The sequence below is a fragment of the Microbacterium faecale genome (assembly GCF_014640975.1).
In the GTDB taxonomy this organism is placed as follows: Bacteria; Actinomycetota; Actinomycetes; order Actinomycetales; family Microbacteriaceae; genus Microbacterium; species Microbacterium faecale.
In genome coordinates, this window is the sequence record NZ_BMHO01000001.1 from 2,217,865 (window position 1) to 2,241,343 (window position 23,479).

Here is a 23,479-nt window from a genome sequence, read left to right on the forward strand (position 1 = left end):
CCACGTCGCCGAGGCTCAGGCGAGGGCCCTCTCGAGCCGAACGTAGCTGGCCTCCATACCGTCGGTCATCCCCGTCGCGAGCACGGCGTCGCGCGTGGCACGGCTGTCATAGGTGATGACGTACGTCAGGAGGGTTCCGTCAGGCACCGGCGTGAACGTGACTTCATTGAGCGTCTCGCCGGGGATCCCCTCCATCTGCTCGGTGTGCACGACGCGGCGCTCCGGCTGCGACGAGATGACGGTGCCGGAAATCGCGAAGGGCGTCCCCTCGGTGTCGCCGGTCGGCGCCCAGTGGTACCGGTACGTGGAGCCGGCCTCACCCGGCGGGATCACCTCGTCCATCTCCCAGCCGTCGGGCCCGAGCAACCAGCTTTTCAGCAGCTCCGCATCGTGGTGGGCACGCCAGACGTCGCCGACAGACCCGCGGATGACGCGCGCGATACGCACCTGTGTGTCGGAGAGCTCCTGCGCGTTCGTCGGCATGCCCGCGGCGAAGGTCGCGAGGTCGGCGAGCACCGCGTCGATCTGGCTCATCGCCGATTCGGTGCCCTCGACCATGCCCATCTCGACCAGCTTCTCGAGCTCATCGAGCGAGGTGAAGTGCGTCGTCGTCGTCAGGCGCGATCCGCCCGATGTCTCGTCGAACGCGAACACCATACGCATCGACGGAAGATCACGATTCGGCTCGCCGTCCTCGTCGCAGAACCCATCGATCACTTCGAACCCATTCGGGGCGTCGACGGAGAGGAACTCCCAGTAGCCGGCCGACACATCGCCGTCCGGTCCCGTCATCACGTAGCGGCTCTGGCCGCCGGGGAACACGTCATGGCGGAAGAAGGTCGCTGGGTACGTCACCGGCCCCCAGAACTGCTCGATGAGCCGCGGGTCCGCGTACGCGCCCCACAGGCGCTGTTTCGACGCCGAGAAGTCGGCGATGATCGTCATGGTCAGGTTCTCGGTGTCGGTCTCAACCGATGTCACAGGCATTGTCAGGATCCTTTCGGTTCGTCGAGCAGCGCGTCGAGACGATCGATCCGCGCGCGCCAGATGTCTTCGAACGTGGCGAGCAACTGCCGCGCCCGGCGGATCCGCTCGGGTTGGCCCCGCACGATCCGCTGCCTTCCGCGGGGATGTTTCGTCACAAGCCCCGCCTCCTCGAGTACCGAGACGTGCTTCTGCACGGCCGCGAACGACATGTCGTACGCGGCCGCAAGCTCGCTCACGGCGGCCTCGTCGGTCAGCACGCGGCGCACGATGTCGCGGCGCGTGCTGTCAGCCAAGGCTCGGAAGACCCGATCCACCTCGGCGTCGCTGAGCTCCTCATATACAACCATTTGGTTGCAGGTTAATGCGCCGCGGCCTCCGGCGCAACCCTCCCCTCAGCGGCGGCCGGGTAGACTTCCCGAAACCACCACATCTGGTACGTACACACCGTGCCGCCCATATCGCTGAGGAGTTCCGCGCATGCCTGACATCCCCGACAAGCCCAAGCTCGAAGGACTCGAAGCGAAGTGGGGTGAGCGCTGGGAAACCGACGGAACGTACCGTTTCGACCGCGCCGCCGCGCAGCGAGTCGGTCGCCAGGGAGTCTTCTCCGTCGACACTCCCCCGCCGACGGCATCCGGTTCCCTCCACATCGGCCACGTGTTCAGCTACACCCACACGGACGTCAAAGCCCGCTTCGAGCGCATGCGCGGCAAGCAGGTGTTCTATCCGATCGGCTGGGACGACAACGGTCTGCCGACCGAGCGTCGGGTGCAGAACTACTACGGCGTGCGGTGCGACCCGACGCTGCCGTACGAAGCCGATTTCACGCCGCCGTTCGAGGGCACGACCAAGACGATCAAGGCCGCCGACCAGGTGCCGGTGAGTCGCCGGAACTTCATCGAGCTGTGCGAGAAGCTCACCGTCGAGGACGAGGCGCGTTTTGAGGACCTGTGGCGACAGCTCGGTCTGTCGGTCGACTGGACGCAGAGCTACCGCACGATCTCCGATGAGACGATCCGCACCAGCCAGCTCGCGTTCCTGAACAACCTCGAGCGCGGCGAGGCCTACCAGGCGCTCGCGCCGACGCTCTGGGATATCGACTTCCGCTCCGCCATCGCGCAGGCCGAGCTCGAGGATCGCGACCGGCCGGCCGCGTACCACCGCCTCGCGTTCCACCGCACCGACGGATCGGGCGACGTGTTCATCGAGACGACACGTCCCGAGCTGCTCGCGGCCTGCGTCGCGCTCGTGGCCCATCCCGACGATGAGCGCTACCAGCCGCTGTTCGGATCGACCGTGCGCACGCCCCTGTTCGACGTCGAGGTCCCGATCCTCGCGCACGCGGCCGCGCAGCCCGACAAGGGCTCCGGCATCGCGATGATCTGCACGTTCGGCGACGCGACAGACATCGTGTGGTGGCGCGAGCTCGATCTGCCGAACCGCACCATCATCGGCAAGGACGGTCGCATCATCGCGGACGCGCCCGACGTCGTCACGAGCGAGTCCGGCCGCGCGGCCTACGCGGAGCTCGCGGGCAAGACCGTGTTCAGCGCGCAGAAGCGCATCGTCGAGCTGCTGAGCGAGTCCGGTGAGCTCGCCGCCACCGGCGACACCTTCCAACACCCCGTGAAGTTCTTCGAGAAGGGAGACCGCCCCCTCGAGATCGTCTCCACGCGCCAGTGGTACATCTCCAACGGGGCGCGCAACGAGTCGCTCCGGGCGAAGCTCCTCGACCTCGGCTCGCAGATCGACTGGCACCCGGAGTTCATGCGCGTGCGGTTCGAGAACTGGGTGAACGGGCTCACCGGAGACTGGCTCGTCTCGCGGCAGCGCTTCTTCGGCGTGCCGTTCCCCCTCTGGTACGCGCTCGACGAGAACGGCGAGCGCGACTACGGCCGCGTCTTGACGCCCGACACGGCCCGCCTCCCGGTCGACCCGACGATCGATGTGCCGGATGGCTACACCGCTGACCAGCGCGGTGTTCCGGGCGGGTTCGACGCGGAAAGCGACATCCTCGACACCTGGGCCACGTCCTCGCTGACCCCGCAGCTCGCAGGCGGCTGGCAGAGCGACGACGAACTGTGGGATGTCGTGGCGCCGTTCGACGTGCGCCCCCAGGGCCAGGACATCATCCGCACGTGGCTGTTCTCGACGCTGCTGCGCAGCGCTCTCGAGGACGACCGGGCGCCGTGGCGTCACGCCGCGATCTCCGGGTTCATCGTGGATCCGGACCGCAAGAAGATGTCGAAGTCGAAGGGCAATGTCGTCACACCCGCCGACATCCTCGACAAGCACGGCTCCGACGCCGTGCGCTATTGGGCGGCGTCGAGCCGACTCGGCACCGATGCGGCGTTCGACCCCCAGAACCCGACGCAGATCAAGATCGGCCGCCGCCTCGCGATCAAGGTGCTGAACGCGACGAAGTTCGCTCTCGGTAACGAGGCGCCCGCCGGTGCGGAGGTCACGGATCCGCTCGACCTCGCCATGCTCGCAGCGCTCGATGGCGTCATCGCGCAGGCGACGACGGCGCTCGAGAACTATGACCACGCGCGCGCTCTCGAGGTCACGGAGTCGTTCTTCTGGACATTCTGCGACGACTACCTCGAGCTCGTGAAGGACCGTGCGTATAACGGGGGCCCCGAAGGCGCTTCCGCCGCCGTCGCGCTGCGCAGCGCCCTCTCGACGCTCCTGCGCATGCTGGCCCCCGTCGTGTCGTTCGCGGCCGAAGAGGCATGGAGCTGGTTCGAGAGCGGGTCCGTGCACGCTGCCTCGTGGCCGGTCTCCGGCGAACTCGGTGGCGACCCCGCCGTTCTCGACGCCGCTTCGCAGGCCCTCATCGGCGTGCGTCGCGCGAAGACCGAGGCGAAGGCGTCCCAGCGCACGCCGGTCGCGTCGGCGACGATCACCGCGCCCGCCGCCGACATCGCCCGCCTCGCGCTCATTGAGTCCGACCTCAAGGCCGTCGGTCGCATTGAGTCGCTGACGTTCATGGAAGGCGCCGAGCTCGCGATCACCGCGATCGAACTCGACGAACAGGAGTGATGATGCAACTTGGAACGAGATGGCCGGCAGGCAGCGACGTGCCCCCGTCGGTACCCGCCGCGCTCGCTACGGAGATCGCCGCGGCGGAGCAGAGCCTGCCGCAAACCGGCCCGACGCCCATGTGGACGCTCACGTGGCTCGAGGGCCGACCGATCGCCGAGCTGGACACAGGCATCGAGATCAGCATCGACCGGGAGGGCGTCGCCACCGTGTCGACGTTCGATCCGATGGACTGACACCCGCGACGAAGAGAGGGTCCGGACGATCGTCCGGACCCTCTCTTCGTGCGTCAGGCGCTCTTGCGGCGCTCTCGGAAGACGACGGTCGGCGGCGACCCGTCCTCGACGGCCGCGCGCGTGACGACGACCTTCGCGACGTCATCGCTCGAGGGGATCTCGAACATGATCGGCCCGAGCACGTCTTCGAGGATGGCGCGCAGGCCGCGCGCACCGGTCTTGCGGTCGACGGCGAGATCCGCGATCGCACGGAGCGCATCCTCGTCGAAGTCGAGGTCGACCCCGTCGATGAGGAACATGCGCTGATATTGCTTCACCAGGGCGTTGCGCGGCACCGTGAGGATGTCGACGAGCGCATCTTGATCGAGCGACTCGACTGCGGCGATCACGGGCAGGCGACCGATGAACTCGGGGATCAGCCCGAACTTGTGCAGGTCCTCCGGACGGACCTCGGTGAAGAGGCCGTCGTTGTCGCGCTTTGACTGCAGCGGAGCGCCGAATCCGACGCCCGCACGCCCGACACGCGACGACACGATCTCCTCCAGCCCCGCGAAAGCTCCCGAGACGATGAAGAGCACGTTCGTCGTGTCGACCTGAATGAACTCCTGGTGAGGATGCTTGCGCCCACCCTGCGGCGGGACCTGCGCGACCGTCCCCTCGAAGATCTTCAGCAGCGCCTGCTGCACCCCTTCGCCGGAGACATCGCGCGTAATCGACGGGTTCTCTGCCTTGCGGGCGATCTTGTCGACCTCGTCGATGTAGATGATGCCGTGCTCGGCCCGCTGCACGTCATAGTCCGCGGCCTGCAGCAGCTTGAGGATGATGTTCTCGACGTCTTCGCCGACGTAACCCGCCTCGGTCAGCGCGGTTGCGTCGGCCACCGCGAACGGCACATTGAGACGCTTCGCCAGCGTCTGCGCGAGGTAGGTCTTCCCGGATCCGGTTGGCCCGAGCATGAGGATATTGCTCTTGGCGATTTCGACCTCTTCGGCCTTCTCATCCGCAGCCTTGAGCTCGCCCTGTGCGCGCACCCGCTTGTAGTGGTTGTACACGGCGACCGACAGCGCACGCTTCGCCTGGTCCTGACCGATGACGTACTCGTCGAGGAACTCGAAGATCTCACGCGGCTTCGGCAGATCGATCTCGGAGACTTCGCCGTCCCCGGCCGACTCGGCCATGCGCTCTTCGATGATCTCGTTGCACAGCTCGACGCACTCGTCGCAGATGTACACACCGGGACCAGCGATCAACTGCTGGACCTGTTTCTGGCTCTTCCCGCAAAACGAGCACTTGAACAAGTCGGCGCTCTCGCCGATTCGGGCCATGGGATCACGTCTCCAGGATCTCGTCGCTGTGTTGTTTCAGGCTACCGGCTCGCACCGACGTTCGAACGCAGCGGCGCGCCCCGCCCGGAACACCGGACGGGGCGCGCGACAGAGCAGAGCGTCAGCTCGCCTGGGTGCGCTTTCGTGACGTGAGCACCTGGTCGACGAGGCCGTAATCGACGGCGTCCTCCGCCCCGATGATCATGTCGCGGTCGATGTCCTTGTGGATCTGCTCGGCGGAGCGGTTGGTGTGCTTCGCCATGGTCTCCTCCAGCCACTTCCGCATGCGCATGATCTCCGCAGCCTGGATCTCGATGTCGGACGCCTGTCCGTGGCCGGACTGTCCGAGCGAGGGCTGGTGCATGAGGATCCGCGCGTTCGGCAGTGCGAGACGCTTGCCGGGCGCACCGGCCGCGAGCAGCACTGATGCCGCCGACGCTGCCTGGCCCAGCACGACCGTCTGGATGTCCGGCGAGATGTACTGCATCGTGTCGTAGATCGCCGTCATCGCGGTGAAGGATCCACCCGGCGAGTTGATGTACATGATGATGTCGCGGTCAGGATCCTGGCTCTCGAGCACGAGGAGCTGCGCCATGACGTCGTCGGCCGACGCGTCGTCGACCTGGACACCCAGGAAGATGACGCGGTCCTCGAAGAGCTTGTTATAGGGGTCCTGTCGCTTGAAGCCGTAGGCCGTGCGCTCCTCGAACTGCGGGAGGATGTAACGGCTGGCGGGCGTCGAAAGGCCCTGCGGGGCGGGGGTGTGCGGAGTGTGCATCGTGTGATCGATCCCTTGCTTGTTCAGTTCGACTCACGCTCGGTGCCGCCGCCACCGGCGACGTCGCTCGCGCTCTCGCGGATGTGGTCGACGAATCCGTATTCGAGGGCTTCCGGTGCCGTGAACCAGTGGTCACGGTCGCCGTCCTCGTTGATCTGCTCGACGGTCTTGCCGGTCTGGGCCGCCGTGATCTCGGCGAGGCGGTTCTTCATCGACACGATGAGTTCCGCCTGCGTCTGGATGTCACTCGCCGTGCCGCCGAAACCGCCGTGCGGCTGGTGCAGGAGCACGCGGGCGTTCGGCGTGATGTAGCGCTTGCCCTTCGTGCCGCTGGTGAGCAGCAGCTGGCCCATCGACGCGGCCATGCCGATGCCGACCGTCACGATGTCGTTCGGCACGAACTGCATGGTGTCGTAGATGGCCATCCCCGCGGTGATCGAACCGCCGGGCGAGTTGATGTAAAGGTAGATGTCCTTCGTCGAGTCCTCGGCTGCGAGCAGGAGGATCTTCGCGCAGATCTCGTTCGCGTTCTCGTCGCGCACCTCTGAGCCCAGCCAGATGATGCGGTCCTTCAGCAACTGATCGAAGACACTCTGTGCCATGAGGGGTTGAGGCATTCTCACTCCATTCGGGTGTGGCGTCGATATGACACTACCGGCGCGTACGTTGCGGCTCGGCCGTGTTCGCCGTGGGCATACGACGGCCGGCGATGAGACGGCGAGAGGGCCGTCGCCATCCGGCGCACGACCCTCTCGTCAGTCAGACGACGTGGCTTACTTGGCCTCGTCGGCGGCCTCCTCGGACGGAGCGTCTGCGTCGTCCGCATCCGCGGCCTCGTCCGTCTCGTCCTCGGTGGCTGCGAAGCCCTCGAGCTCGACCGGGTCACCGTTGGTGTCGACGACCTCGGCCTTGCCGAGGACGACCGCGATGGCCTTGTTCCGCGCGACATCGCCCATGACGGCCTGCAGCTGGTTGCCCTGCTGAAGCGCCTGGATGAAGTCCTGCGGGCTCATGCCGTACTGGCTCGACGCCTGGATGAGGTACTGCGTGAACTCGTCCTGCGAGACCTCAACCTTCAGGTCCTTCGCGATGCGGTCGAAGAGGATCTGGGTGCGGAACTGCTTCTCGCTCGCCTCCGTCACCTCGGCGCGGTGCTCGTCGTCCTCGAGTCGATTCTCCTGCTCGAGGTGACGGTGCACCTCGTCCTCGATGAGGCTGGCCGGGATCGGCAGCTCGACGGTCTCGAGGAGCTGCTCGACAAGCTTGTCGCGTGCGGCGGATCCCTGCGAGAAGGAGCCCTTCTGCTTGGCCTGGTCGGCCAGCGACTCGCGCAGCTCGCCGATCGTGTCGAACTCGCTCGCCATCTGGGCGAAATCGTCGTCGGCCTCAGGAAGCTCGCGCTCCTTGACGGCCTTCAACGTGATCTGCACCTCGGCCTCTTCGCCGGCGTGGTCGCCACCGACGAGCGTCGTGCGGAAGGTCGTCTCCTCGCCAGCCGTAAGCGAGTCGAGAGCCTCGTCTGTGCCCTCGAGCAGCTGACCCGATCCGATCTCGTACGACACGCCCTCGGCGCGGTCCACCTCGGCGTCATCGATCGACGCGATGAGGTCGAGCTCGACGAAGTCACCGGTCGTGGCCGGACGATCAACCGGCACGAGCGTGCCGAAGCGGGCGCGCAGCTCGTCGAGCTCCGTGTCGATCGCGGCGTCGTCGACCTCGATCGCGTCAACCGTGACCTTCAGGTTCTCCAGGTCCGGCACCTCGAACTCAGGTGCGACGTCGACCTCGATGTCGACCACGAGGTCGCCGGAGAAGTCCTTCTCCGCGGGCCACGTGGTCACATCAGCGCTCGGCTGGCCGAGCACCTGCAGCTCATTTTCCGACACGGCCTCGCGGAAGAAGCGGTCGAGCCCTTCGTTGACGGCGTGCTCGATGACGGCACCGCGCCCGACGCGCTGATCGATGATCGGCGCGGGAACCTTGCCCTTACGGAAGCCGGGGATCTCGACGTCGCGCGCGATGTGCTCGTACGCGTGATCGATGCTCGGCTTGAGCTCCTCGGGGGTGACCGTGATGTGCAGCTTCACCCGGGTCGGGCTGAGCTTCTCGACGGTGTTGTTCACCATGCTCGTTCGCTTCTCCTTGTTGCGGCGCCCACGATGGGCGTGGCCACGGGTTTGAGGTCTAATTGTGCGGCACTACGTGCCTCCGGCCCGGATTCGTGTCTCCCAGAAACGCATCCGTTCCTGTTCCTCACTCATTCGGGTGGGCCGACGTCGGGGCGACAGGATTTGAACCTGCGACCTCCCGCTCCCAAAGCGGGCGCTCTACCAAGCTGAGCTACGCCCCGCTGATTCCACGCACTCGGGAACACGAAACGGCCTTGAGGAGTCTATCCGACATTCGGTTCGACCACGCACAACGGCTGGCGCGCCGAAAGGGTTCGATTCGCTCAGTCAAATAATCGACGTCCGGGGCGGCCAGCGGCCGCCCCGGACGTCGATTGGAGGGGATGACGGGAATCGAACCCGCGTGACCAGTTTGGAAGACTGGGGCTCTACCATTGAGCTACATCCCCGGATCAGGCGATCCAGACGAGTCTATCGGATCCCGACCCCTGGGCAGGAACTGGCGGCCTCCCGGGCGCGTCACAGAGACGCGGCGTGCTGCGCCGAGTATTCGAGGTACCGCTCGGCGTTGTCCCGCAGGCCCGCCACCTCCTCATCTGTCAGCTCGCGCCGCACCTTCGCCGGAACACCCGCGACGAGCGAGCGCGGAGGGATCTGGGCACCGGAGAGGACGACCGCGCCTCCCGCGACGAGACACGATTCGCCGATCCGCGCACCCGACAGGATCACGCTTCCCATCCCGATCAGCGAGCCGTCACCGATCTCGCACCCGTGGACGACCGCGTTGTGTCCGACCGACACGTACTCTCCCAGCACGACCGGGTGACCCGCATCGACGTGGACCGAAACGTTGTCCTGCACGTTCGACCCGCGACCGATCGTGATCGACGCGACGTCACCGCGAAGCACGGCGTTACACCACGCGCTCGATCCGGCGGCCATCGTGACGCGACCGATGATGCGAGCCCCCTCGGCGAGGAGGACGTCATCGGCAAGCTCGGGAACGTCGTCAGCGAGCGCGCGAACCGTGGCATGGGGTGAGATCGTCATGTCGGTGAGCCTATCGATTCGGCGCACCGTGAGCACGCCTTATTAGGGAAGGCTCACTTTTCCCAGGTCACGCGCATATTCAGTACAGGCTCACCTTGCTTGCATCGATGCGCGAAACGAGTAGATTCGGTACCAAGCGGAGGTCACATCCTTCGCCTGAACCGAAGAAAGGGGTTCCCTCATGGCCACCACAGTCAAAACCACCGCTTCCAACGCGACCGCTGCGTCGAGCACCTCACAGTTCCTCGCACCCGTCGTCCTCGGCCTCCAGGCGCTCACGATCAACGGCAAGCAGGCGCACTGGCATGTCCGCGGCGCAAACTTCATCGGCGTGCACGAGTTCCTCGACACGCTCGTCGCGCACGCCGGCGGCTGGGCCGACGAGGCCGCCGAGCGGATCGTCGCGCTCGGTCTCCCCCTCGACGCCCGCGCAGAGCGCGTCGGTGAGAAGGGCGCGACCACCGGTGCGCCCGCGGGCTTCGCCCACTCGGATGAGGTCGTCGCGGGCATCATCGCCGACATTGACCGCGTGATCGCCGACCTCGACGCCGCAATCGAGGGGCTTGACGAAACGGACCTGACGAGCCAGGACATCGCCATCGGGATCAAGTCGGGTCTCGAGAAGGATCGCTGGTTCCTGTTCTCGCACATCGCTGAGTAACTCGGTTCTCACGGCCCCGTCGTCTTCGAGACGGCGGGGCCGTTGCCGTGTCCGCAGGGGCCTACGCCAGGTGCGTCAGACGTCCGCCGAGCAGCGTGGCGTGCACGGGCATCGCCGCCAGCTGTGCGCGGGTCGCGGCGAGCGGGTCATGCGCGATGATCGCGAGATCGGCCACGGATCCCGGGAGGATGACGTGCGGATCCGTACTGCCGCCCGCCGTCGACGCCGCCAGCGCCGTACGCACATCGATCGCCTGATCCGAATCCCACGACGCGCGCTCGTCATCCGTCCGGAACACGGCGGCGGCGATCTGCGTCCACGGATCCAACGGTGACACCGGCGCGTCGGATCCGAACAGCAGCGTTGCGCCCGCGTCGCGCAACGCGCGCAGGGGGTACGCACGCGCGGTCTGATCCGCCCACAGCGTGTCCGTGAGATCGCGGTCGTCGATCGCGTGCTGCGGCTGAACGCTCGCCTCGACGCCCAGCCGAGCGAAGCGCGGAATGTCCGCCGGCGACACCAGTTGGGCGTGTTCCATCCGACCCGGCACGCCCGCTGTCGCGAAGGCGTCGAGCGCGGCGGTCGCGGTCTCGTCACCGATCGCGTGAACGGTCGTCGCGAAGCCGGCTCCCGCCGCCCGGATGAGCAGCTCGGTCAGGTCGGCCTGGCCGATGTTCATTGCGCCGCGACCGGTCTGATCTGAGTAGCCGACGGTCGTCGCCGCCGTGCGCGTGCCGAGGGAGCCGTCGGCGATGACCTTGAGCGGCCCGACCGTGACGAGACCGTTCGCGCTCAGCGCGAGCCCCGTCTCGAGCTCCTGGGCACGTGCCTGGTCCAGGTGCTCCGGATAGACCCCGAACGCGACGCGGAGGAGATCCCATCCGCGGTCGACTCGGCGGCGCCACGCGTCGACGTTCCAGGTGATGTCGAGGTCGCTCAGCCCGACCAGACCCCGCGCCGCCGCGCGTCGCGCGGCCCGCTCCACAGCGGCGTCCGCGACCTCCTCTGCAACGTCGTTGATGCGCGTGCCGACGTCGAACGCGGCCTGCTCGCGCAGGACCCCGGCGGCGTCCGGTGCGATGCCCTCGCACCTGTGCGCGGCAGAGTTCAGCCACAGCGAGTGGAGGTCCGAGTTCACGACATACGTCGGCACGTCGCCGGTCGTCTCGTCGAGGAGGGCGAGCGACGGCGCGTCCGCCCACAGCGCGTCGCGCATGCCCACGAGGATCCGCCGACCGTCGCCGCGCACGGGGGCCGTCGCCGCGATCCGAGCCGCTTCGATGGCACCAGACGCTTCCGCGACCGAGCCGCGTTCGGCGGTGAGGGCCCACGGCACGAAGTGAACGTGATGATCCCGCAGACCCGGCACGACCCAGGAGCCCTCCACGTCGAGCACGGCTCCCCGACGACGCAGATTCCCGGCCGGTGCGATGTCGACGATGCGCCCGTCTGCGAGCCAGAGATCGAAGAGGCCGTCTCGCTCGACGTCGGGGTGGGCGATCAGGTCGCGCCCTTCGCCTGCAATGCGGGCGTTCGCGACGACGTCGACGACGGATCCGAAGTTCATACGCTTCACTCCTGACAGGTCGGGCACCAGTAGAGCTTGCGGGCCTGCATCTCCTCGAGCAGGATCTCCGTGCCGCACACGCGGCACGGGAGGCCGGCGCGGTGATACACCCAGTGACGGTCGTCGCGACTCGCCATGGCGCGGCGCCACGCGTCGTCGGCCAGGCCGTCCATCGTCATCATCTGGCCGGTCTGCACACCGATCTCGAGGAGCGCCACCCAATCGCGCCAGAGCCCTCGCGCGATCTCTTCCGGTACGGACTTTCCCGGCGTGTGGGGGTCGAGCCCGGCACGGAAGAGCATCTCGGCGCGGTAGACATTGCCGATACCGCTGACGACGGCCTGGTCCATCAGCAGCTGGCCGATCGCGACGGCGCGCCGACGCACGGCGGCGACGAAGCGCTCCTCGTTCTCGGCGGGGTCGCCGACGAGCGGGTCCGGACCGAGGCGGTCGATGACCGCGCGGATCTGTTCCGGCGTCTCGACGACACAGGCGGTCGGCCCGCGCAGATCCGCGCATGCCTCTGTTGTCATCAGGCGCGCACGCACCTGGCCCACGACCGGCGGCGGCCACTCGTCCGCGTCGTCGATATCGCGGGTCTGCTCCGACATGCGCACGTGCACGCGGGTCTTCCGCGGGGCGCCGATTGAGGCGAGCGAGTTCTCTCCGGCGTCGTCGAAGACCGGCTCATCGAGTTCGGTTCCGCGCTGGTTGGTCTGCCCCATGCGTCCGTTCGCGGCCGCGATCGTCGCATCCACGAGGATATCCCCGGCAAAATCCCACGCGCCGTAGAGGCCGAGATGCACGCGTAGCCACACCTCGCCCTCGAACTCGAGGAACATCTGCTTCCCCACGGCGCGCGCGTCGATCATCTCGCGTCCGTTGAGAATCGCCGCGCCCTCCACGAAGCGGCCTTGCGGGCTCGAGACCGCAATGGGGCGCCCGACGAAGTTCCGCGAGAACTGGCGAGCGATGCGGTGGACGGAGTGGCCCTCGGGCACGGACTAGCTCCGCACGCGCGGCGCGGGGCCGTTCAGCAGGGAGCCGTCGCGCTCGAACGCGCCGACCTGCGCGATGCGTCGTGCGTGACGCTCTTCGTCAGAGAACGGCGTCGCCACGAATCGGTCGACGAGCGCGAAGACCTCCTCGACGGAGTGCTGCCGAGCGCCGATCGCGATGACGTTCGCGTCGTTGTGTTCGCGCGCCAACTCGGCCGTCGAGAGATTCCAGACGAGCGCCGCGCGGACACCGGCGACCTTGTTCGCGGCGATCTGCTCGCCGTTACCGGATCCGCCGAACACGACGCCGAGCGCGGTCACGCCCGCGGTCTGATCCGACACAACCGCCTGCGCGGCCCGGATGCAGAAGGCCGGATAGTCGTCGAGGGCGTCGTACTCGGTGGGGCCGTGGTCGATGACCTCGTGCCCCTGCTCGAGCAGGTGTCGCTGCAGATCGGTGGAGAACTCGAGGCCGGCGTGGTCGGTCGCGATGTGGATGCGCATATCGAGAATCCTAGGGTGCCCTAGGGTGCGAGGCCCGCGGCTGCCGGGCGGAAGCCGAGGCGGACGTTCTCGTCGCTGCCGGCACGACTGACGTCGTACCAGGGGCCGAGCGGCGTCACGTGCGGACGAGCGGCCGCCGGCGTGCCGTTGAGGCGCTCCTCGATGAGGTCGACGAGACCCGAGACGTATGCGGCGTGGCTGCCGGGCGTGCGCGTGCGCGCGAACGCGAGGCCGGCCTCTTCGGCCGATTCCTTCGCCTCGTTATCGAGGTCCCACATGACCTCCATATGGTCGCTGACGAATCCGAGCGGGACGACGGCGACGGCCGTGACCCCGTCTTCCGGGAGGCCAGCGATCACATCGTTGACGTCGGGCTCGAGCCACGGCTGCGAGGGCGGGCCCGAGCGCGACTGGAACACGAGCGACCAGTCGGTCTCGGCGGCGTCCGGGATCTCGTCGCGAAGGCGGCCCATCAGGTATTCGGCGACGGCGCGGTGCTGCGCGACGTAAGCGCCACCCGGCCCGAAGTCGCCCTCCGGCGGGCCCGACCGTTCGGCGTCGGCCATCGGTACCGAGTGGGTCGAGAAGAGCAGGCGGATCTCGCGCGCGGGGCGCCCCGCGTCGAGCCATGCGCTCACAGCGTCGCGAATGCCCTCGTAGAACGGCTCGACGAAGCCCGGGTGATCGAAAAAGAGGCGCACCTTGTCGATCGTCATCGGATCGGCCCCCTCGCCCAGGCCGGTGCCCTCCTCGGATCCGAGAACGCGCGCGATGTCCTCGCGGTACTGTCGGTCACTCGAGTACGAGCTGTAGGCACTCGTAGCGAGGCCGAGCACGGTGCGGTGCCCATCGTCGTAGACGCCGCGCACGACATCGTCGAGCATGGGCGTCCAGTTGCGGTTGCCCCAGTAGACGGGAAGAGCGAGACCGCGGCGGTCGATCTCGTCTTGCAGCGCCTTCTGCAGCTCGCGGTTCTGGTCGTTGATCGGGCTGACCCCGTCGAAGTGGCGGTAGTGCGTCGCGACCTCTTCGAGTCGCTCATCGGGGATCCCCCTCCCGCGCGTGACGTTGCGGAGGAATGGGATCACGTCATCCTGCCCCTCGGGTCCGCCGAAGCCGATGAGCAGCACCGCGTCATAGGCGACGGGAGTCTCGACATATGGCGCGCCCGAACGGGCAGCGGAAGAGGCGAACGGGACGGCGGAATCAGCGGGCACACTCATCACGCGCCCATCTTCTCACCTGTGTAGAAGTCGAGCCTGAGGATTCGCGCAGTTCGCGACATCGCGTGCGATGTCATCCGTGTCCCATGCGGGCGACGTAGGCTGTACCAGCTGCCTGGGGCGCCGAACGCGCCAGGGCCGACCCCCGAAGAACGCAATGGGAGCATGACAAGTGCCTGGAGAGAACCTCACACGCGCCGAGGCAGAAGAGCGCCGTGCGATCGTCGAGACCCGAAGCTATGAGGTCACGCTGGACCTGACCAAGGGTGCCGAGGTATTCGGATCGCGCAGCGTTGTGCGCTTCGACGCGACGCCCGGGGCGGCGACGTTCATCGATCTCATCGCCCGCGAGGTCCGCGAGGTGACCCTCAACGGTCGCGAGCTCGCGCCGTCGGATGTGTGGGCGGATTCCCGCATCGCGCTCGACGGGCTCGAGGAGAGCAACGAGCTCATCATCGACGCCGACTGCGAGTACACCAACACGGGCGAGGGCATGCACCGCTTCGTCGACCCCGTCGACGGGGAGGTGTACCTCTATACGCAGTTCGAAGTTCCCGACGCGCGCCGCGTGTTCGCGGTGTTCGAGCAGCCGGACCTGAAGGCGACATTCCAGTTCACCGTGTCGGCTCCGACGGAGTGGAAGGTCATCTCCAACCAGCCGACGCCGGAGCCGATCCCGCACGAGGGCGGCGGATCGGCCACATGGGGCTTCGAGCCGACGCCGCGCATTTCCTCCTACATCACGGCGCTCGTCGCGGGCCCGTACGAAGAGTTCCGTGACGAGCTCGTCAATAGCGAAGGGCGCACGATCCCGCTCGGCGTGTTCGCCCGCAAGAGCCTCTGGGGCGACCTCGACGCCGACGAGATCGTGAGGACGACCAAGCAGGGCTTCGCCTATTACGAGGAGAAGTTCGGCGTCCCCTACCCGTTCGCCAAGTACGACCAGCTGTTCGTGCCGGAGTTCAATGCGGGAGCCATGGAGAACGCCGGCTGCGTGACGTTCACCGAGGTGTACGTCTTCCGCAGCAAGGTCACCGACGCTGTGCGTGAGCGCCGCGTCGTGACGATCCTGCACGAGCTCGCCCACATGTGGTTCGGCGACCTCGTCACGATGAAGTGGTGGAACGACCTCTGGCTCAACGAGTCGTTCGCCGAGTGGGCGTCGACGATGGCGACCGCCGAGGCGACCGAGTGGACATCCGCGTGGACGACGTTCAACGCGATGGAGAAGACGTGGGCCTACCGGCAGGACCAGCTGCCGTCGACACACCCCGTCGTCGCGGAGATCCGCGACCTCGACGACGTCCTCGTCAACTTCGACGGCATCACCTACGCGAAGGGGGGATCCGTCCTCAAGCAGCTCGCCGCCTACGTCGGGATCGACGAGTTCTTCGCGGGCGTCGGTGCATACTTCCGCAAGCACGCCTATCAGAACACGACCGTCGACGACCTCCTCACGGAGCTCGAGGCGACGAGCGGACGCGACCTGCAGGCGTGGTCCGCGAAGTGGCTCGAGACCGCGGGCGTGAACACGCTCACCCCCGTCATCGACACGGACGTCGACGGCGTCATCCGGCGCTTCGCGGTGACGCAGACGGCTCCCGCTGACTATCCGACAATCCGTCCGCACCGGCTGGGCATCGGCTTCTACTCGTTGCAGGACGGCGCGCTCGTGCTCACCGAGTCGGTCGAGACCGACATCGACGGCGATCTCACCGAAGTGCCGGAGCTCGTGGGCCGCAACCGCGGTGATCTCGTCCTCCTCAACGACGGCGACCTGACGTACGCGAAGATCCGTCTCGATTCCACGAGCCTCGCCACCGCCATCGAGCACATCGCGGACATCGCGGATCCGCTCGCGCGGTCGCTCGTCTGGGGCGCGGCCTGGGACATGACGCGCGACGGTGAGATGGCCGCGCGCGACTACATCGAGCTCGTCCTGCGCGGGATCGGATCCGAGACCGAGTCGACGACGATCCGGACCACCCTCGGGCAGGTGCGACTCGCCGCGGCCTCCTACGTCGCGCCGGAGACACGGGATGCGCAGCGGCGCCGCGTCGCCGACGGACTGTGGCGGCTGCTGGAGCACGCCGACGCGGGAAGCGACCTGCAGCTGCAGCTCGCGACCGCCTTCGCGCTCGCGGCGTCGACCGACGAGCACTGGGATCGCGTCGCGCAGCTGCGCGGTGGCGACATCGCCCTCGACGGCCTCGACATCGACCACGACCTCTCGTGGCAGCTGCTCGTGTCGCTCGCCGCGGGAGGCAAGGTCGATCGCAGGGAGATCGCGCGGGCGCTCGAGGAGGACAACACCTCCAAGGGATCCGAGATGGCCGCGCAAGCGCGCGCCGCTCTGCCGGGCCACGACAGCAAGCAGGTCGAATGGGCCGCGCTCGTCGACAGCGACGAGCTGCCGAACACCGTGATCCGCTCGGCCGCGGCTGGCTTCGTCCACGCCGCCTCGCGTGACGACCTCGCCGGATTCGTCGGACCGTACTTCACCATGGTCGAGCGCGTGTGGCGCGAGCGCACCTTCCAGATCGCGTCATACCTCGTGGAACTGCTCTATCCGGCCCCGCTGGCGAACGCCGAGCTGCGCGACGCGACGCGCGAGTGGCTCCGCGAGCACGGCGACGCCCCCGCCGGACTGCGCCGCATCATCGCCGAGAACCTCGCGGGAGTCGAGCGCGCCATCGACGCGCAGAACCGTGACGCGGAGGCCGACGAAGAGCGATGACGGACGCGGCCCCTACGTTCTTCGAGCAGGTCGGCGGACACGACACCTTCCGACGCCTCGTCGAGGTGTTCTACCGCGAGGTCGCCAACGACCCGGAGCTGCGCGACATGTACCCGGAGGAGGATCTCGGCCCCGCCGCCGATCGCCTCCGCCTCTTCCTCGAGCAGTATTGGGGCGGCCCGAGCACCTACGGCGACACGCGCGGCCACCCTCGGCTGCGGCTGCGTCACCAGCCGTTCCGCATCACGCCGGGCGCGCGAGACCGGTGGCTGCGCGCGATGCGAGTCGCGGTCGACGAAGCCGAGCTCTCGCCTCTCCACGAGGCGACGCTGTGGGACTATCTGGAACGCGCGGCCTTCGCGATGGTGAACACGTTCGAGCGTTAGGGCGTGTCTCGTCATTGGACCCGTCGCGAGCGATTGTGAGACACGCGCTACCCCGTCGCGCGCACCGCGGTCAGTCCGGACACCGCCGGGCCGCGCGAGAGCACGTGGCCGCGCGCGAGTGAGACTCGCGTCCAGCGTCCCGATCTGAACACCCGGGCGTTCTCTGAGCCCGCGATGAAGCCGAACGAGAACGCCGCGAACGCGACGCCGAGCGGCAGTCCGCCCAGGTCGTCGTCTTCTGGCCCCCACACGGATCCGCGCACCGCCTGCACCGCATCCTCGCCCGCGTTGGTCGGCACCTGGTGCGCGACGGCGGCGATGCCCCACTGCGCGCGCGTCGCGAGTGTCTGCGAGGCGATCTCGCCCGTCTGCTTCCAGCCGCCGCGCGGCGGGGCGACCCCGGCCCACGCTGGCGCGAGGCCCTGTTGCGGAAGCTGCAGCTGACCCGGATCCGACGTCTCGGTGAGCTCCTCGACGACCACGTCGCACACGAGTTCCGGATCCGCGTGCAGCATGCGCATCGCGAGCACCGTCGGCGTGCGGTCGAGCAGGCCGCGCGGTGCGAGCGCTGCCGCCGTCATCACGAGCACGCCGTTCTCGGCCTGCAGGCGCACGCCCTCTCCCCCGACGCGCGTCGAGCGTCCGGCGAAGGTGAGGGCGTCCCGCGCCGATTCGGGATCCGCCAGTACGAGTCGCTCATTCATCCTCTCTAGACTAGGCGCGTGACAGTCGAGGACGATCCGAATGACCCCGTGAAGATGCTGCTCGGCGTGCTGCGCCTCGACGAAAGCGCCGCGCGCACCGAGGAGGACATCTTCGTCGGCGACTCGCACCCGATGCCCGGCGGACGCGTCTACGGCGGTCAGGTCGTCGCGCAGTGCGTCGTCGCCGCGACGCGCACCGTCGACGCCGACCGCCCCGCGCATTCGCTCCACGGCTACTTCCTCCGCGCCGGCGACGTGCGCCTGCCGACGACCTTCGCGGTCGACCGGATCCACGACGGCCGTTCCTTCGCGCGCCGCCGGGTGCAGGCGTACCAGGACGGGGTGCCGATCTTCAGCGGCATCATCTCCTTCCAACAGGACGACCCCGGGCTCTCGCATCAGGTCGAGATGCCCACAGTGCCCGCTCCCGAAGACATCGACGCGTCGGGAACCAGCCCCCAGGACGACGCGCGGATCATGCGCCGCAATCCGATCGAGGCGCGGCGCGTACTCGGCCCGGTACTCGCTGAGACGTCGTCGCAGGCGCCGCACCAGGCAACCTGGCTCCGCGTCAAGCGCGACCTCGGCGACGATCCGCGGCTCCAGCAGGCCGCCCTCGCGTACATGAGCGACTTCACGATCCAGGAGTCCTCGCTCCGCGCGAACGGCATCTCCTGGCGCACCGAGGGGCTCAAGAGCGCGAGCCTCGACCATGCGATCTGGTGGCACCGCCCGGCACGCGCCGACGACTGGCTGCTCTACGTCGCCGAGTCGCCGGTCTCGCGCGGCGGGCGCGGGATGAACGTCGGGCGCCTCTACTCCCGCGACGGCGCGCTTGTCGCCAGCATCGCTCAGGAGATCATGATGCGGGTGCCGATCTCAGGCGACGCGTGAGGTCTTGAGGTCGGCTTCGAGCGCGACCCACGCGAGCATCGCGCACTTGACGCGCATGACGTACTTCGCGGTGTTCTGGAACGCCGCGGCGTCCTCGAGCTCCTCCGCGGGCTCCCCCGCTCCGCGCGAGCGCATCATCTCGCGGAACTGGTCGATCCGCGTCTGAGCCTCGTCGCGCGTCGCGCCCGTCAGCAGTCCGCTCATGATCGACGCCGACGACATCGAGATGCTGCAGCCCTGGCCGTCCCAGGCGAGCCCCGTGATCCGGTCGTCCTCCACGGTGATGCCGAGCGTGATCTCATCGCCGCACGACGGATTCAGCTCGTGGTGCGTAAAGGGGTGCTGCGACGGATCGCCCTTCCCCTCCGGGGTCTTGGCATGATCCAGGATCAGCTCCTGGTACATCGCCTCGAGGCCGCCGCTCATCGGTCCGCTCCGAAGAATCCACGTACCTCACGGAGCGCCGCGCCGAGCGCCGAGACGTCGTCGAGTGTCGAGTAGGCGCCCGCGCTCGCGCGCGTCGTGGACGGGGTCCCGAGCGCGCGGTGCAGCGGCTGTGCGCAGTGATGTCCTGTCCTCACAGTGATGCTCCTGTCGTCGAGGAACTGGCCGACGTCGTGCGCGTGCACGCCGTCGACGATGAAACTCACGAGCGCGGCGCGCGTCTCGCCCTGCCGCGGGCCGACCACACGCACGCCCGGGACCGCGGCGATCTCGGCGAGCAGAGCACCGCCGATCTCGTGCTCATGCCGGGCAAGCGCCGACATGGCGAGCCGGGTCAGATAGTCGACGGCCGCTCCGAATCCCACGGCCTGGCTCACCGGCTGGGTGCCCGCCTCGAACCGGTTGGGCGCGGGCAGAAACTCGGCTTCCGTCATCGAGACGACCGTGATCATGGATCCGCCGGTGCGCGCGGGCGGCAGCGCGTCGAGCAGCTCGGCACGACCGTAGAGGGCGCCGATGCCGTTCGGGCCGAGCATCTTGTGCGCTGAGAAGGCCGCGAAGTCGACGCCGAGGTCGGCGAGGTCGACCGGCATGTGCGGCACCGACTGACACGCGTCGAGCACCGTGAGTGCGTCGCGCTCCCGAGCGAGGGCGACGATGTCCGCCACCGGGGCGATTTGGCCGGTGACGTTCGACACGTGCGAGAACGCGATCACGCGCGTGCGGTCACTCATCGCCTCGCGCATGCCGTCGACGGTCCACACGCCACGCTCATCGACGGGCGCCCACCTCAGGACCGCGCCGGTCCGCGCCGCGAGCCGCTGCCACGGGATGAGGTTCGCGTGGTGTTCCGCCTCCGTGACGAGGATCTCGTCACCCGATTCCAGCGCGAAGCGCGGGTCGCCGAGCCCGGCGGAGGCGTCGGACATCCCGAGCGCGATGATGTTCAGCGCGTCGGTCGCGTTCTGCGTCCACACGATCTCGCTTTCACCTGCGCCCACGAACGACGCGACCCGCGCCCTGGCGTCCTCGAACGCGCTGGTCGCCTCGCCGACTGCCATCGAGGATCCGCGGTGCACCGCCGCGTAGTCTCTGCGCACGAAGTTCGCCTCCGCGTCGATGACAGCGGCCGGCCGCTGTGCCGTTGCGGCGGAATCGAGATAGACGGCGCCGGGGTGCGCGGCAAAGTACGGAAAGTCGTCGCGCAACGACGCTCCGAGCAGTGTGGGCATTCGCGGGACTCCTGATCGACGGGGGTGTCTTCCATCTTCTCGCATCTCAGGGGGCACCGGCTCCGCCCTCACGATTACATAACGTCGAGCGCGTGCGCCGCTCTCGTTTGAGGACTCCCATGGAGATATGCGTATGCTGAGGCTGTAGGGATGTCGACACGCAACCGATATCCTTTATTCCGCTCGCGGTGACGCGTCCGACACGGCCGCCGGCGATGATCTATCAACGATCCGCCAACCCGGGGGCCGAGCGCGCGTGTTGCGTCAGAGGGCGCGCTCGTCGCAGGAGAACGTGACTGAAAACGTCAACGAGGTGCTGGTCCGTGCCGAGGGACTCTACAAGGTCTTCGGCCGACGCATCCATGAAGCAGTCGACAAGCTCAAAAAGGGAGCCGCGCGCGATGATATTGACGGTGTCACCGCCGCCGTGATCGATGCGTCGTTCGAGGTGCGGCGCGGCGAGATCTTCGTCGTGATGGGGCTGTCCGGCTCCGGCAAGTCGACCCTGATCCGCATGATCAACGGCCTGCACGACGCGACCGACGGCCGACTCACGATCGACGGCCAGGAGATCACCGACATCTCCGACAAGAAGCTGCGCGACACCCGACGCGACCACATCTCGATGGTGTTCCAGCACTTCGCGCTGCTGCCGCACCGCACGGTGGCCGACAACGTCGCCTATCCCCTCGAGCTGCAGGGCGTTGGAAGGCCCGAGCGGCTCGACAAGGCCCGAGAGATGCTCGACCTCGTCGGGCTGACCGGATGGGGCGAGAAGTTCCCCAGCCAGCTCTCGGGCGGCATGCAGCAGCGCGTCGGCATCGCCCGCGCCCTCGCCGCCGACACGGACATCATGCTCATGGACGAGGCGTTCAGCGCGCTCGACCCGCTCATCCGCCGTGAGATGCAGGAGCAGCTGGTCGAACTGCAGCAGAAGCTGCAGAAGACGATCATCTTCATCACCCACGATCTCAACGAGGCCATGTTCCTCGGCGACCGCATCGCGGTCATGCGCGACGGACGCATTGTGCAGATCGGGACACCGGAAGACATCCTCACCGACCCGGCGAATGACTACGTCGAGCAGTTCGTGCAGGACGTCGACCGCGCGCGCGTGCTCACGGCGTCGAACGTCATGGAGCGCCCGGTCGCGGTCGTCTCGTCGACCTCCGGCCCCCGCGCCGCGCTGAAGACGATGCGCGACGCGTACTCCAGTGCGGCGTACGTCATCGACCGAGAGCGGCACCTCCTCGGCACCGTCGAGGACCGCGATGCGCTCACTCTCGTCCGCAAGGGCGAGCGCTCGATCGAGGGGATCATCCGAGACGACGCGCTGGCCGTGAACGTCGACGATGTCCTCGTCGACCTGTTCGTGCCGGCCGTCGAGTCGAAGCTCGCGGTCGCCGTCACGGACGCCGACGACAAGCTCGTCGGGGTGATCCCCCGCGTCACGCTGCTCGCCGCGCTCGGTCCGGGCCCGAACGCGACCGAGGAGATCACCCTCCCGACGCACCCCGTCCCGTCCACCGTCGTGGATGAACTGCTTGCCGTCAGTGCGGACGGCGAACCGGTCGAAGCACATATCGCCGGAAGCGAGGAGGCCCGCTGATGCTCGAGAACTTCCGCATTCCGCTCGGCGACTGGGCGGACCTCGCTCTCGACTGGTTCAAGGATGTCTTCGGCTGGCTGCTGGACATCATCAACGTCGTCACCGGCTTCCTCGTCGAGGGCCTCGCCGAGGCGCTCGTCGCGACGCCGACGCTGGTACTCATCGCCGTCCTCGCTCTCATCGGCTGGATCATCCGGTCGTGGCAGCTCGCGGTCGGCACCGTGGTCACCATGCTGCTCGTCGTCGGCATGAACCAGTGGGAGAACGCGATGCTCACGCTCGCGCTCGTGTTGATCGCCACCGTCATCGCGATCGTCATCGCCGTTCCCCTCGGCATCCTCGCCGCGCGTAACGACACGTTCAGCGCGATCGTCAAGCCCGTGCTCGACTTCATGCAGACGATGCCCGCTTTCGTCTACCTGATCCCCGCCGTGACCTTCTTCAGCGTCGGCTTCGTGCCGGGCGTGTTCGCGACGATCCTGTTCTCGCTGCCGCCTGGCGTGCGCATGACCGAACTGGGCATCCGCGGCGTCGACAGCGAGACCGTCGAGGCCGGACAGGCCTTCGGCGCGGCCCCCGGCCAGGTCCTTCGCGGGATCCAGCTGCCGCTCGCGACGCCGACGATCATGGCCGGCATCAACCAGGTCATCATGCTCGCTCTCTCGATGGCTGTCGTCGCCGGTATGGCCGGCGCGAACGGCCTCGGTAAGGAAGTCGTCGCGGCGATCTCCACTCTCAACATCCCGCTCGGCGTCGAAGCGGGCCTCAGCGTGGTGGTCCTTGCGGTCTTCCTCGACCGCGTGACGGCCGCGCTCGGCAACCCCGCCGAGTACCGGGGCTCGCTGCTCGGTACTCTCAGCCGCCGCCAGACGGCAGTGCGCGACGCTCGCGCCGACGCCGAGGCGGCCGCAGCGGCGGCCGAACTCTCCGAAGCGAAGGGCCCACGCCGCGCGGGCTTCTAATATCCACACAG

The 23,479-nt window shown here is 67.8% G+C and carries 22 protein-coding genes and 2 tRNA genes; 8 read left to right on the forward strand and 16 right to left on the reverse strand.

All coding sequences use genetic code 11. The features are described from left to right. Positions 1-15: 15 nt before the first annotated feature. Together IEW87_RS10475 and IEW87_RS10480 are read right to left on the reverse strand one after the other, a co-directional pair. Entirely contained in the window at positions 16-987 is a 972-nt protein-coding gene (locus tag IEW87_RS10475; RefSeq protein ID WP_188712165.1) for an SRPBCC family protein, read from the reverse strand. A 2-nt stretch (positions 988-989) separates the two neighbouring features. Then, positions 990-1,334, reverse strand: coding sequence for an ArsR/SmtB family transcription factor (locus IEW87_RS10480; protein WP_188712166.1), 345 nt, complete (start codon positions 1,332-1,334; stop codon positions 990-992). 130 nt (positions 1,335-1,464) lie between these two features. Between IEW87_RS10480 and valS the strand changes: the two genes are divergently transcribed. Further along, positions 1,465-4,029, forward strand: a complete 2,565-nt coding sequence (gene valS, locus IEW87_RS10485) for a valine--tRNA ligase (RefSeq protein ID WP_188712167.1) — start codon at positions 1,465-1,467, stop codon at positions 4,027-4,029. Further along, the gene (locus IEW87_RS10490; protein ID WP_308420919.1) at positions 4,029-4,265 is read left to right on the forward strand and encodes a hypothetical protein; all 237 of its coding nucleotides are present in this window, start codon (positions 4,029-4,031) and stop codon (positions 4,263-4,265) included. Before valS ends, IEW87_RS10490 begins: the two co-directional genes overlap by 1 nt. Positions 4,266-4,318: 53 nt before the next feature. On the opposite strand, the gene clpX is transcribed toward IEW87_RS10490, so the two are convergent. The 7 genes from clpX to IEW87_RS10525 form a co-directional block, all read right to left on the reverse strand. After that, the gene (gene clpX / locus IEW87_RS10495) at positions 4,319-5,590 is read right to left on the reverse strand and encodes an ATP-dependent Clp protease ATP-binding subunit ClpX (protein WP_188712168.1); all 1,272 of its coding nucleotides are present in this window, start codon (positions 5,588-5,590) and stop codon (positions 4,319-4,321) included. A 121-nt stretch (positions 5,591-5,711) separates the two neighbouring features. Continuing rightward, positions 5,712-6,368 (reverse strand): ATP-dependent Clp protease proteolytic subunit, encoded by a 657-nt coding sequence (locus tag IEW87_RS10500; protein ID WP_188712169.1) that lies wholly within the window; start codon positions 6,366-6,368, stop codon positions 5,712-5,714. A gap of 23 nt (positions 6,369-6,391) precedes the next feature. After that, positions 6,392-6,985, reverse strand: a complete 594-nt coding sequence (locus tag IEW87_RS10505) for an ATP-dependent Clp protease proteolytic subunit (RefSeq protein WP_188712170.1) — start codon at positions 6,983-6,985, stop codon at positions 6,392-6,394. A gap of 156 nt (positions 6,986-7,141) precedes the next feature. Next, positions 7,142-8,494: a trigger factor gene (gene tig, locus IEW87_RS10510; protein WP_188712171.1), complete on the reverse strand. Its 1,353-nt coding sequence runs from the start codon at positions 8,492-8,494 to the stop codon at positions 7,142-7,144. Between the two features lie 150 nt (positions 8,495-8,644). Further along, a tRNA-Pro gene (locus IEW87_RS10515) sits at positions 8,645-8,718 on the reverse strand. A gap of 154 nt (positions 8,719-8,872) precedes the next feature. Beyond that, positions 8,873-8,946: transfer RNA gene (locus tag IEW87_RS10520), tRNA-Gly, on the reverse strand. Positions 8,947-9,016: 70 nt separating this feature from the next. Next, positions 9,017-9,547, reverse strand: coding sequence for a gamma carbonic anhydrase family protein (locus tag IEW87_RS10525; protein ID WP_188712172.1), 531 nt, complete (start codon positions 9,545-9,547; stop codon positions 9,017-9,019). Between the two features lie 181 nt (positions 9,548-9,728). Between IEW87_RS10525 and IEW87_RS10530 the strand changes: the two genes are divergently transcribed. Further along, positions 9,729-10,208 carry a Dps family protein gene (locus tag IEW87_RS10530; RefSeq protein ID WP_188712173.1) on the forward strand — a complete coding sequence of 160 codons (480 nt, stop codon included), beginning with the start codon at positions 9,729-9,731 and terminating at the stop codon, positions 10,206-10,208. A gap of 61 nt (positions 10,209-10,269) precedes the next feature. Here IEW87_RS10530 and IEW87_RS10535 read toward each other — a convergent pair whose 3' ends face one another. From IEW87_RS10535 to IEW87_RS10550, 4 genes are read right to left on the reverse strand one after another with little or no spacing between them, the layout of a single operon-like run. Continuing rightward, entirely contained in the window at positions 10,270-11,775 is a 1,506-nt protein-coding gene (locus IEW87_RS10535) for an amidohydrolase (RefSeq protein ID WP_188712174.1), read from the reverse strand. Positions 11,776-11,780: 5 nt separating this feature from the next. Next, a complete protein-coding gene (locus IEW87_RS10540) occupies positions 11,781-12,776 on the reverse strand; it encodes an Fpg/Nei family DNA glycosylase (protein ID WP_188712175.1) in 996 nt (331 codons plus the stop codon). Between the two features lie 3 nt (positions 12,777-12,779). Continuing rightward, the gene (locus IEW87_RS10545) at positions 12,780-13,277 is read right to left on the reverse strand and encodes a ribose-5-phosphate isomerase (protein WP_188712176.1); all 498 of its coding nucleotides are present in this window, start codon (positions 13,275-13,277) and stop codon (positions 12,780-12,782) included. 20 nt (positions 13,278-13,297) lie between these two features. Next, positions 13,298-14,500, reverse strand: coding sequence for a ferrochelatase (locus IEW87_RS10550; protein WP_188712753.1), 1,203 nt, complete (start codon positions 14,498-14,500; stop codon positions 13,298-13,300). Positions 14,501-14,672: 172 nt separating this feature from the next. Between IEW87_RS10550 and pepN the strand changes: the two genes are divergently transcribed. Both pepN and IEW87_RS10560 read left to right on the forward strand, forming a co-directional pair. Next, the gene (gene pepN / locus IEW87_RS10555) at positions 14,673-17,237 is read left to right on the forward strand and encodes an aminopeptidase N (RefSeq protein WP_188712177.1); all 2,565 of its coding nucleotides are present in this window, start codon (positions 14,673-14,675) and stop codon (positions 17,235-17,237) included. Continuing rightward, positions 17,234-17,623 carry a globin gene (locus IEW87_RS10560; RefSeq protein WP_188712178.1) on the forward strand — a complete coding sequence of 130 codons (390 nt, stop codon included), beginning with the start codon at positions 17,234-17,236 and terminating at the stop codon, positions 17,621-17,623. Before pepN ends, IEW87_RS10560 begins: the two co-directional genes overlap by 4 nt. A gap of 47 nt (positions 17,624-17,670) precedes the next feature. On the opposite strand, the gene IEW87_RS10565 is transcribed toward IEW87_RS10560, so the two are convergent. Next, complete coding sequence (locus IEW87_RS10565) at positions 17,671-18,327, reverse strand: DUF8185 domain-containing protein (protein WP_188712179.1); 657 nt, start codon at positions 18,325-18,327, stop codon at positions 17,671-17,673. 54 nt (positions 18,328-18,381) lie between these two features. On the opposite strand from IEW87_RS10565, the gene IEW87_RS10570 reads away from it, so the two are divergent. Further along, positions 18,382-19,221 carry an acyl-CoA thioesterase gene (locus tag IEW87_RS10570; RefSeq protein WP_188712754.1) on the forward strand — a complete coding sequence of 280 codons (840 nt, stop codon included), beginning with the start codon at positions 18,382-18,384 and terminating at the stop codon, positions 19,219-19,221. On the opposite strand, the gene sufU is transcribed toward IEW87_RS10570, so the two are convergent. Both sufU and IEW87_RS10580 read right to left on the reverse strand, forming a co-directional pair. Further along, positions 19,207-19,647 carry a Fe-S cluster assembly sulfur transfer protein SufU gene (sufU, locus tag IEW87_RS10575; RefSeq protein WP_188712180.1) on the reverse strand — a complete coding sequence of 147 codons (441 nt, stop codon included), beginning with the start codon at positions 19,645-19,647 and terminating at the stop codon, positions 19,207-19,209. The two genes, IEW87_RS10570 and sufU, sit on opposite strands and share 15 nt — an antisense overlap. Further along, entirely contained in the window at positions 19,644-20,897 is a 1,254-nt protein-coding gene (locus IEW87_RS10580) for a SufS family cysteine desulfurase (protein WP_188712181.1), read from the reverse strand. The genes sufU and IEW87_RS10580 overlap by 4 nt, the downstream gene beginning before the upstream one ends. 292 nt (positions 20,898-21,189) lie before the next feature. On the opposite strand from IEW87_RS10580, the gene IEW87_RS10585 reads away from it, so the two are divergent. Further along, a complete protein-coding gene (locus IEW87_RS10585) occupies positions 21,190-22,506 on the forward strand; it encodes a quaternary amine ABC transporter ATP-binding protein (protein WP_188712182.1) in 1,317 nt (438 codons plus the stop codon). Further along, entirely contained in the window at positions 22,506-23,468 is a 963-nt protein-coding gene (locus IEW87_RS10590) for an ABC transporter permease (protein WP_188712183.1), read from the forward strand. The genes IEW87_RS10585 and IEW87_RS10590 overlap by 1 nt, the downstream gene beginning before the upstream one ends. Positions 23,469-23,479: the final 11 nt, after the last annotated feature.

Excerpts from the sequence above, each read along its gene's own strand:
- IEW87_RS10475 (WP_188712165.1), bottom strand. The coding sequence starts at position 987 with ATGCCTGTGACATCGGTTGAGACCGACACCGAGAACCTGACCATGACG.
- IEW87_RS10480 (WP_188712166.1), bottom strand. The coding sequence starts at position 1,334 with ATGGTTGTATATGAGGAGCTCAGCGACGCCGAGGTGGATCGGGTCTTC.
- valS (WP_188712167.1), top strand. The coding sequence starts at position 1,465 with ATGCCTGACATCCCCGACAAGCCCAAGCTCGAAGGACTCGAAGCGAAG.
- IEW87_RS10490 (WP_308420919.1), top strand. The coding sequence starts at position 4,029 with ATGATGCAACTTGGAACGAGATGGCCGGCAGGCAGCGACGTGCCCCCG.
- clpX (WP_188712168.1), bottom strand. The coding sequence starts at position 5,590 with ATGGCCCGAATCGGCGAGAGCGCCGACTTGTTCAAGTGCTCGTTTTGC.
- IEW87_RS10500 (WP_188712169.1), bottom strand. The coding sequence starts at position 6,368 with ATGCACACTCCGCACACCCCCGCCCCGCAGGGCCTTTCGACGCCCGCC.
- IEW87_RS10505 (WP_188712170.1), bottom strand. The coding sequence starts at position 6,985 with ATGCCTCAACCCCTCATGGCACAGAGTGTCTTCGATCAGTTGCTGAAG.
- tig (WP_188712171.1), bottom strand. The coding sequence starts at position 8,494 with ATGGTGAACAACACCGTCGAGAAGCTCAGCCCGACCCGGGTGAAGCTG.
- IEW87_RS10525 (WP_188712172.1), bottom strand. The coding sequence starts at position 9,547 with ATGACGATCTCACCCCATGCCACGGTTCGCGCGCTCGCTGACGACGTT.
- IEW87_RS10530 (WP_188712173.1), top strand. The coding sequence starts at position 9,729 with ATGGCCACCACAGTCAAAACCACCGCTTCCAACGCGACCGCTGCGTCG.
- IEW87_RS10535 (WP_188712174.1), bottom strand. The coding sequence starts at position 11,775 with ATGAACTTCGGATCCGTCGTCGACGTCGTCGCGAACGCCCGCATTGCA.
- IEW87_RS10545 (WP_188712176.1), bottom strand. The coding sequence starts at position 13,277 with ATGCGCATCCACATCGCGACCGACCACGCCGGCCTCGAGTTCTCCACC.
- IEW87_RS10550 (WP_188712753.1), bottom strand. The coding sequence starts at position 14,500 with ATGAGTGTGCCCGCTGATTCCGCCGTCCCGTTCGCCTCTTCCGCTGCC.
- IEW87_RS10560 (WP_188712178.1), top strand. The coding sequence starts at position 17,234 with ATGACGGACGCGGCCCCTACGTTCTTCGAGCAGGTCGGCGGACACGAC.
- IEW87_RS10565 (WP_188712179.1), bottom strand. The coding sequence starts at position 18,327 with ATGAATGAGCGACTCGTACTGGCGGATCCCGAATCGGCGCGGGACGCC.
- IEW87_RS10570 (WP_188712754.1), top strand. The coding sequence starts at position 18,382 with ATGCTGCTCGGCGTGCTGCGCCTCGACGAAAGCGCCGCGCGCACCGAG.
- sufU (WP_188712180.1), bottom strand. The coding sequence starts at position 19,647 with ATGAGCGGCGGCCTCGAGGCGATGTACCAGGAGCTGATCCTGGATCAT.
- IEW87_RS10580 (WP_188712181.1), bottom strand. The coding sequence starts at position 20,897 with ATGCCCACACTGCTCGGAGCGTCGTTGCGCGACGACTTTCCGTACTTT.
- IEW87_RS10590 (WP_188712183.1), top strand. The coding sequence starts at position 22,506 with ATGCTCGAGAACTTCCGCATTCCGCTCGGCGACTGGGCGGACCTCGCT.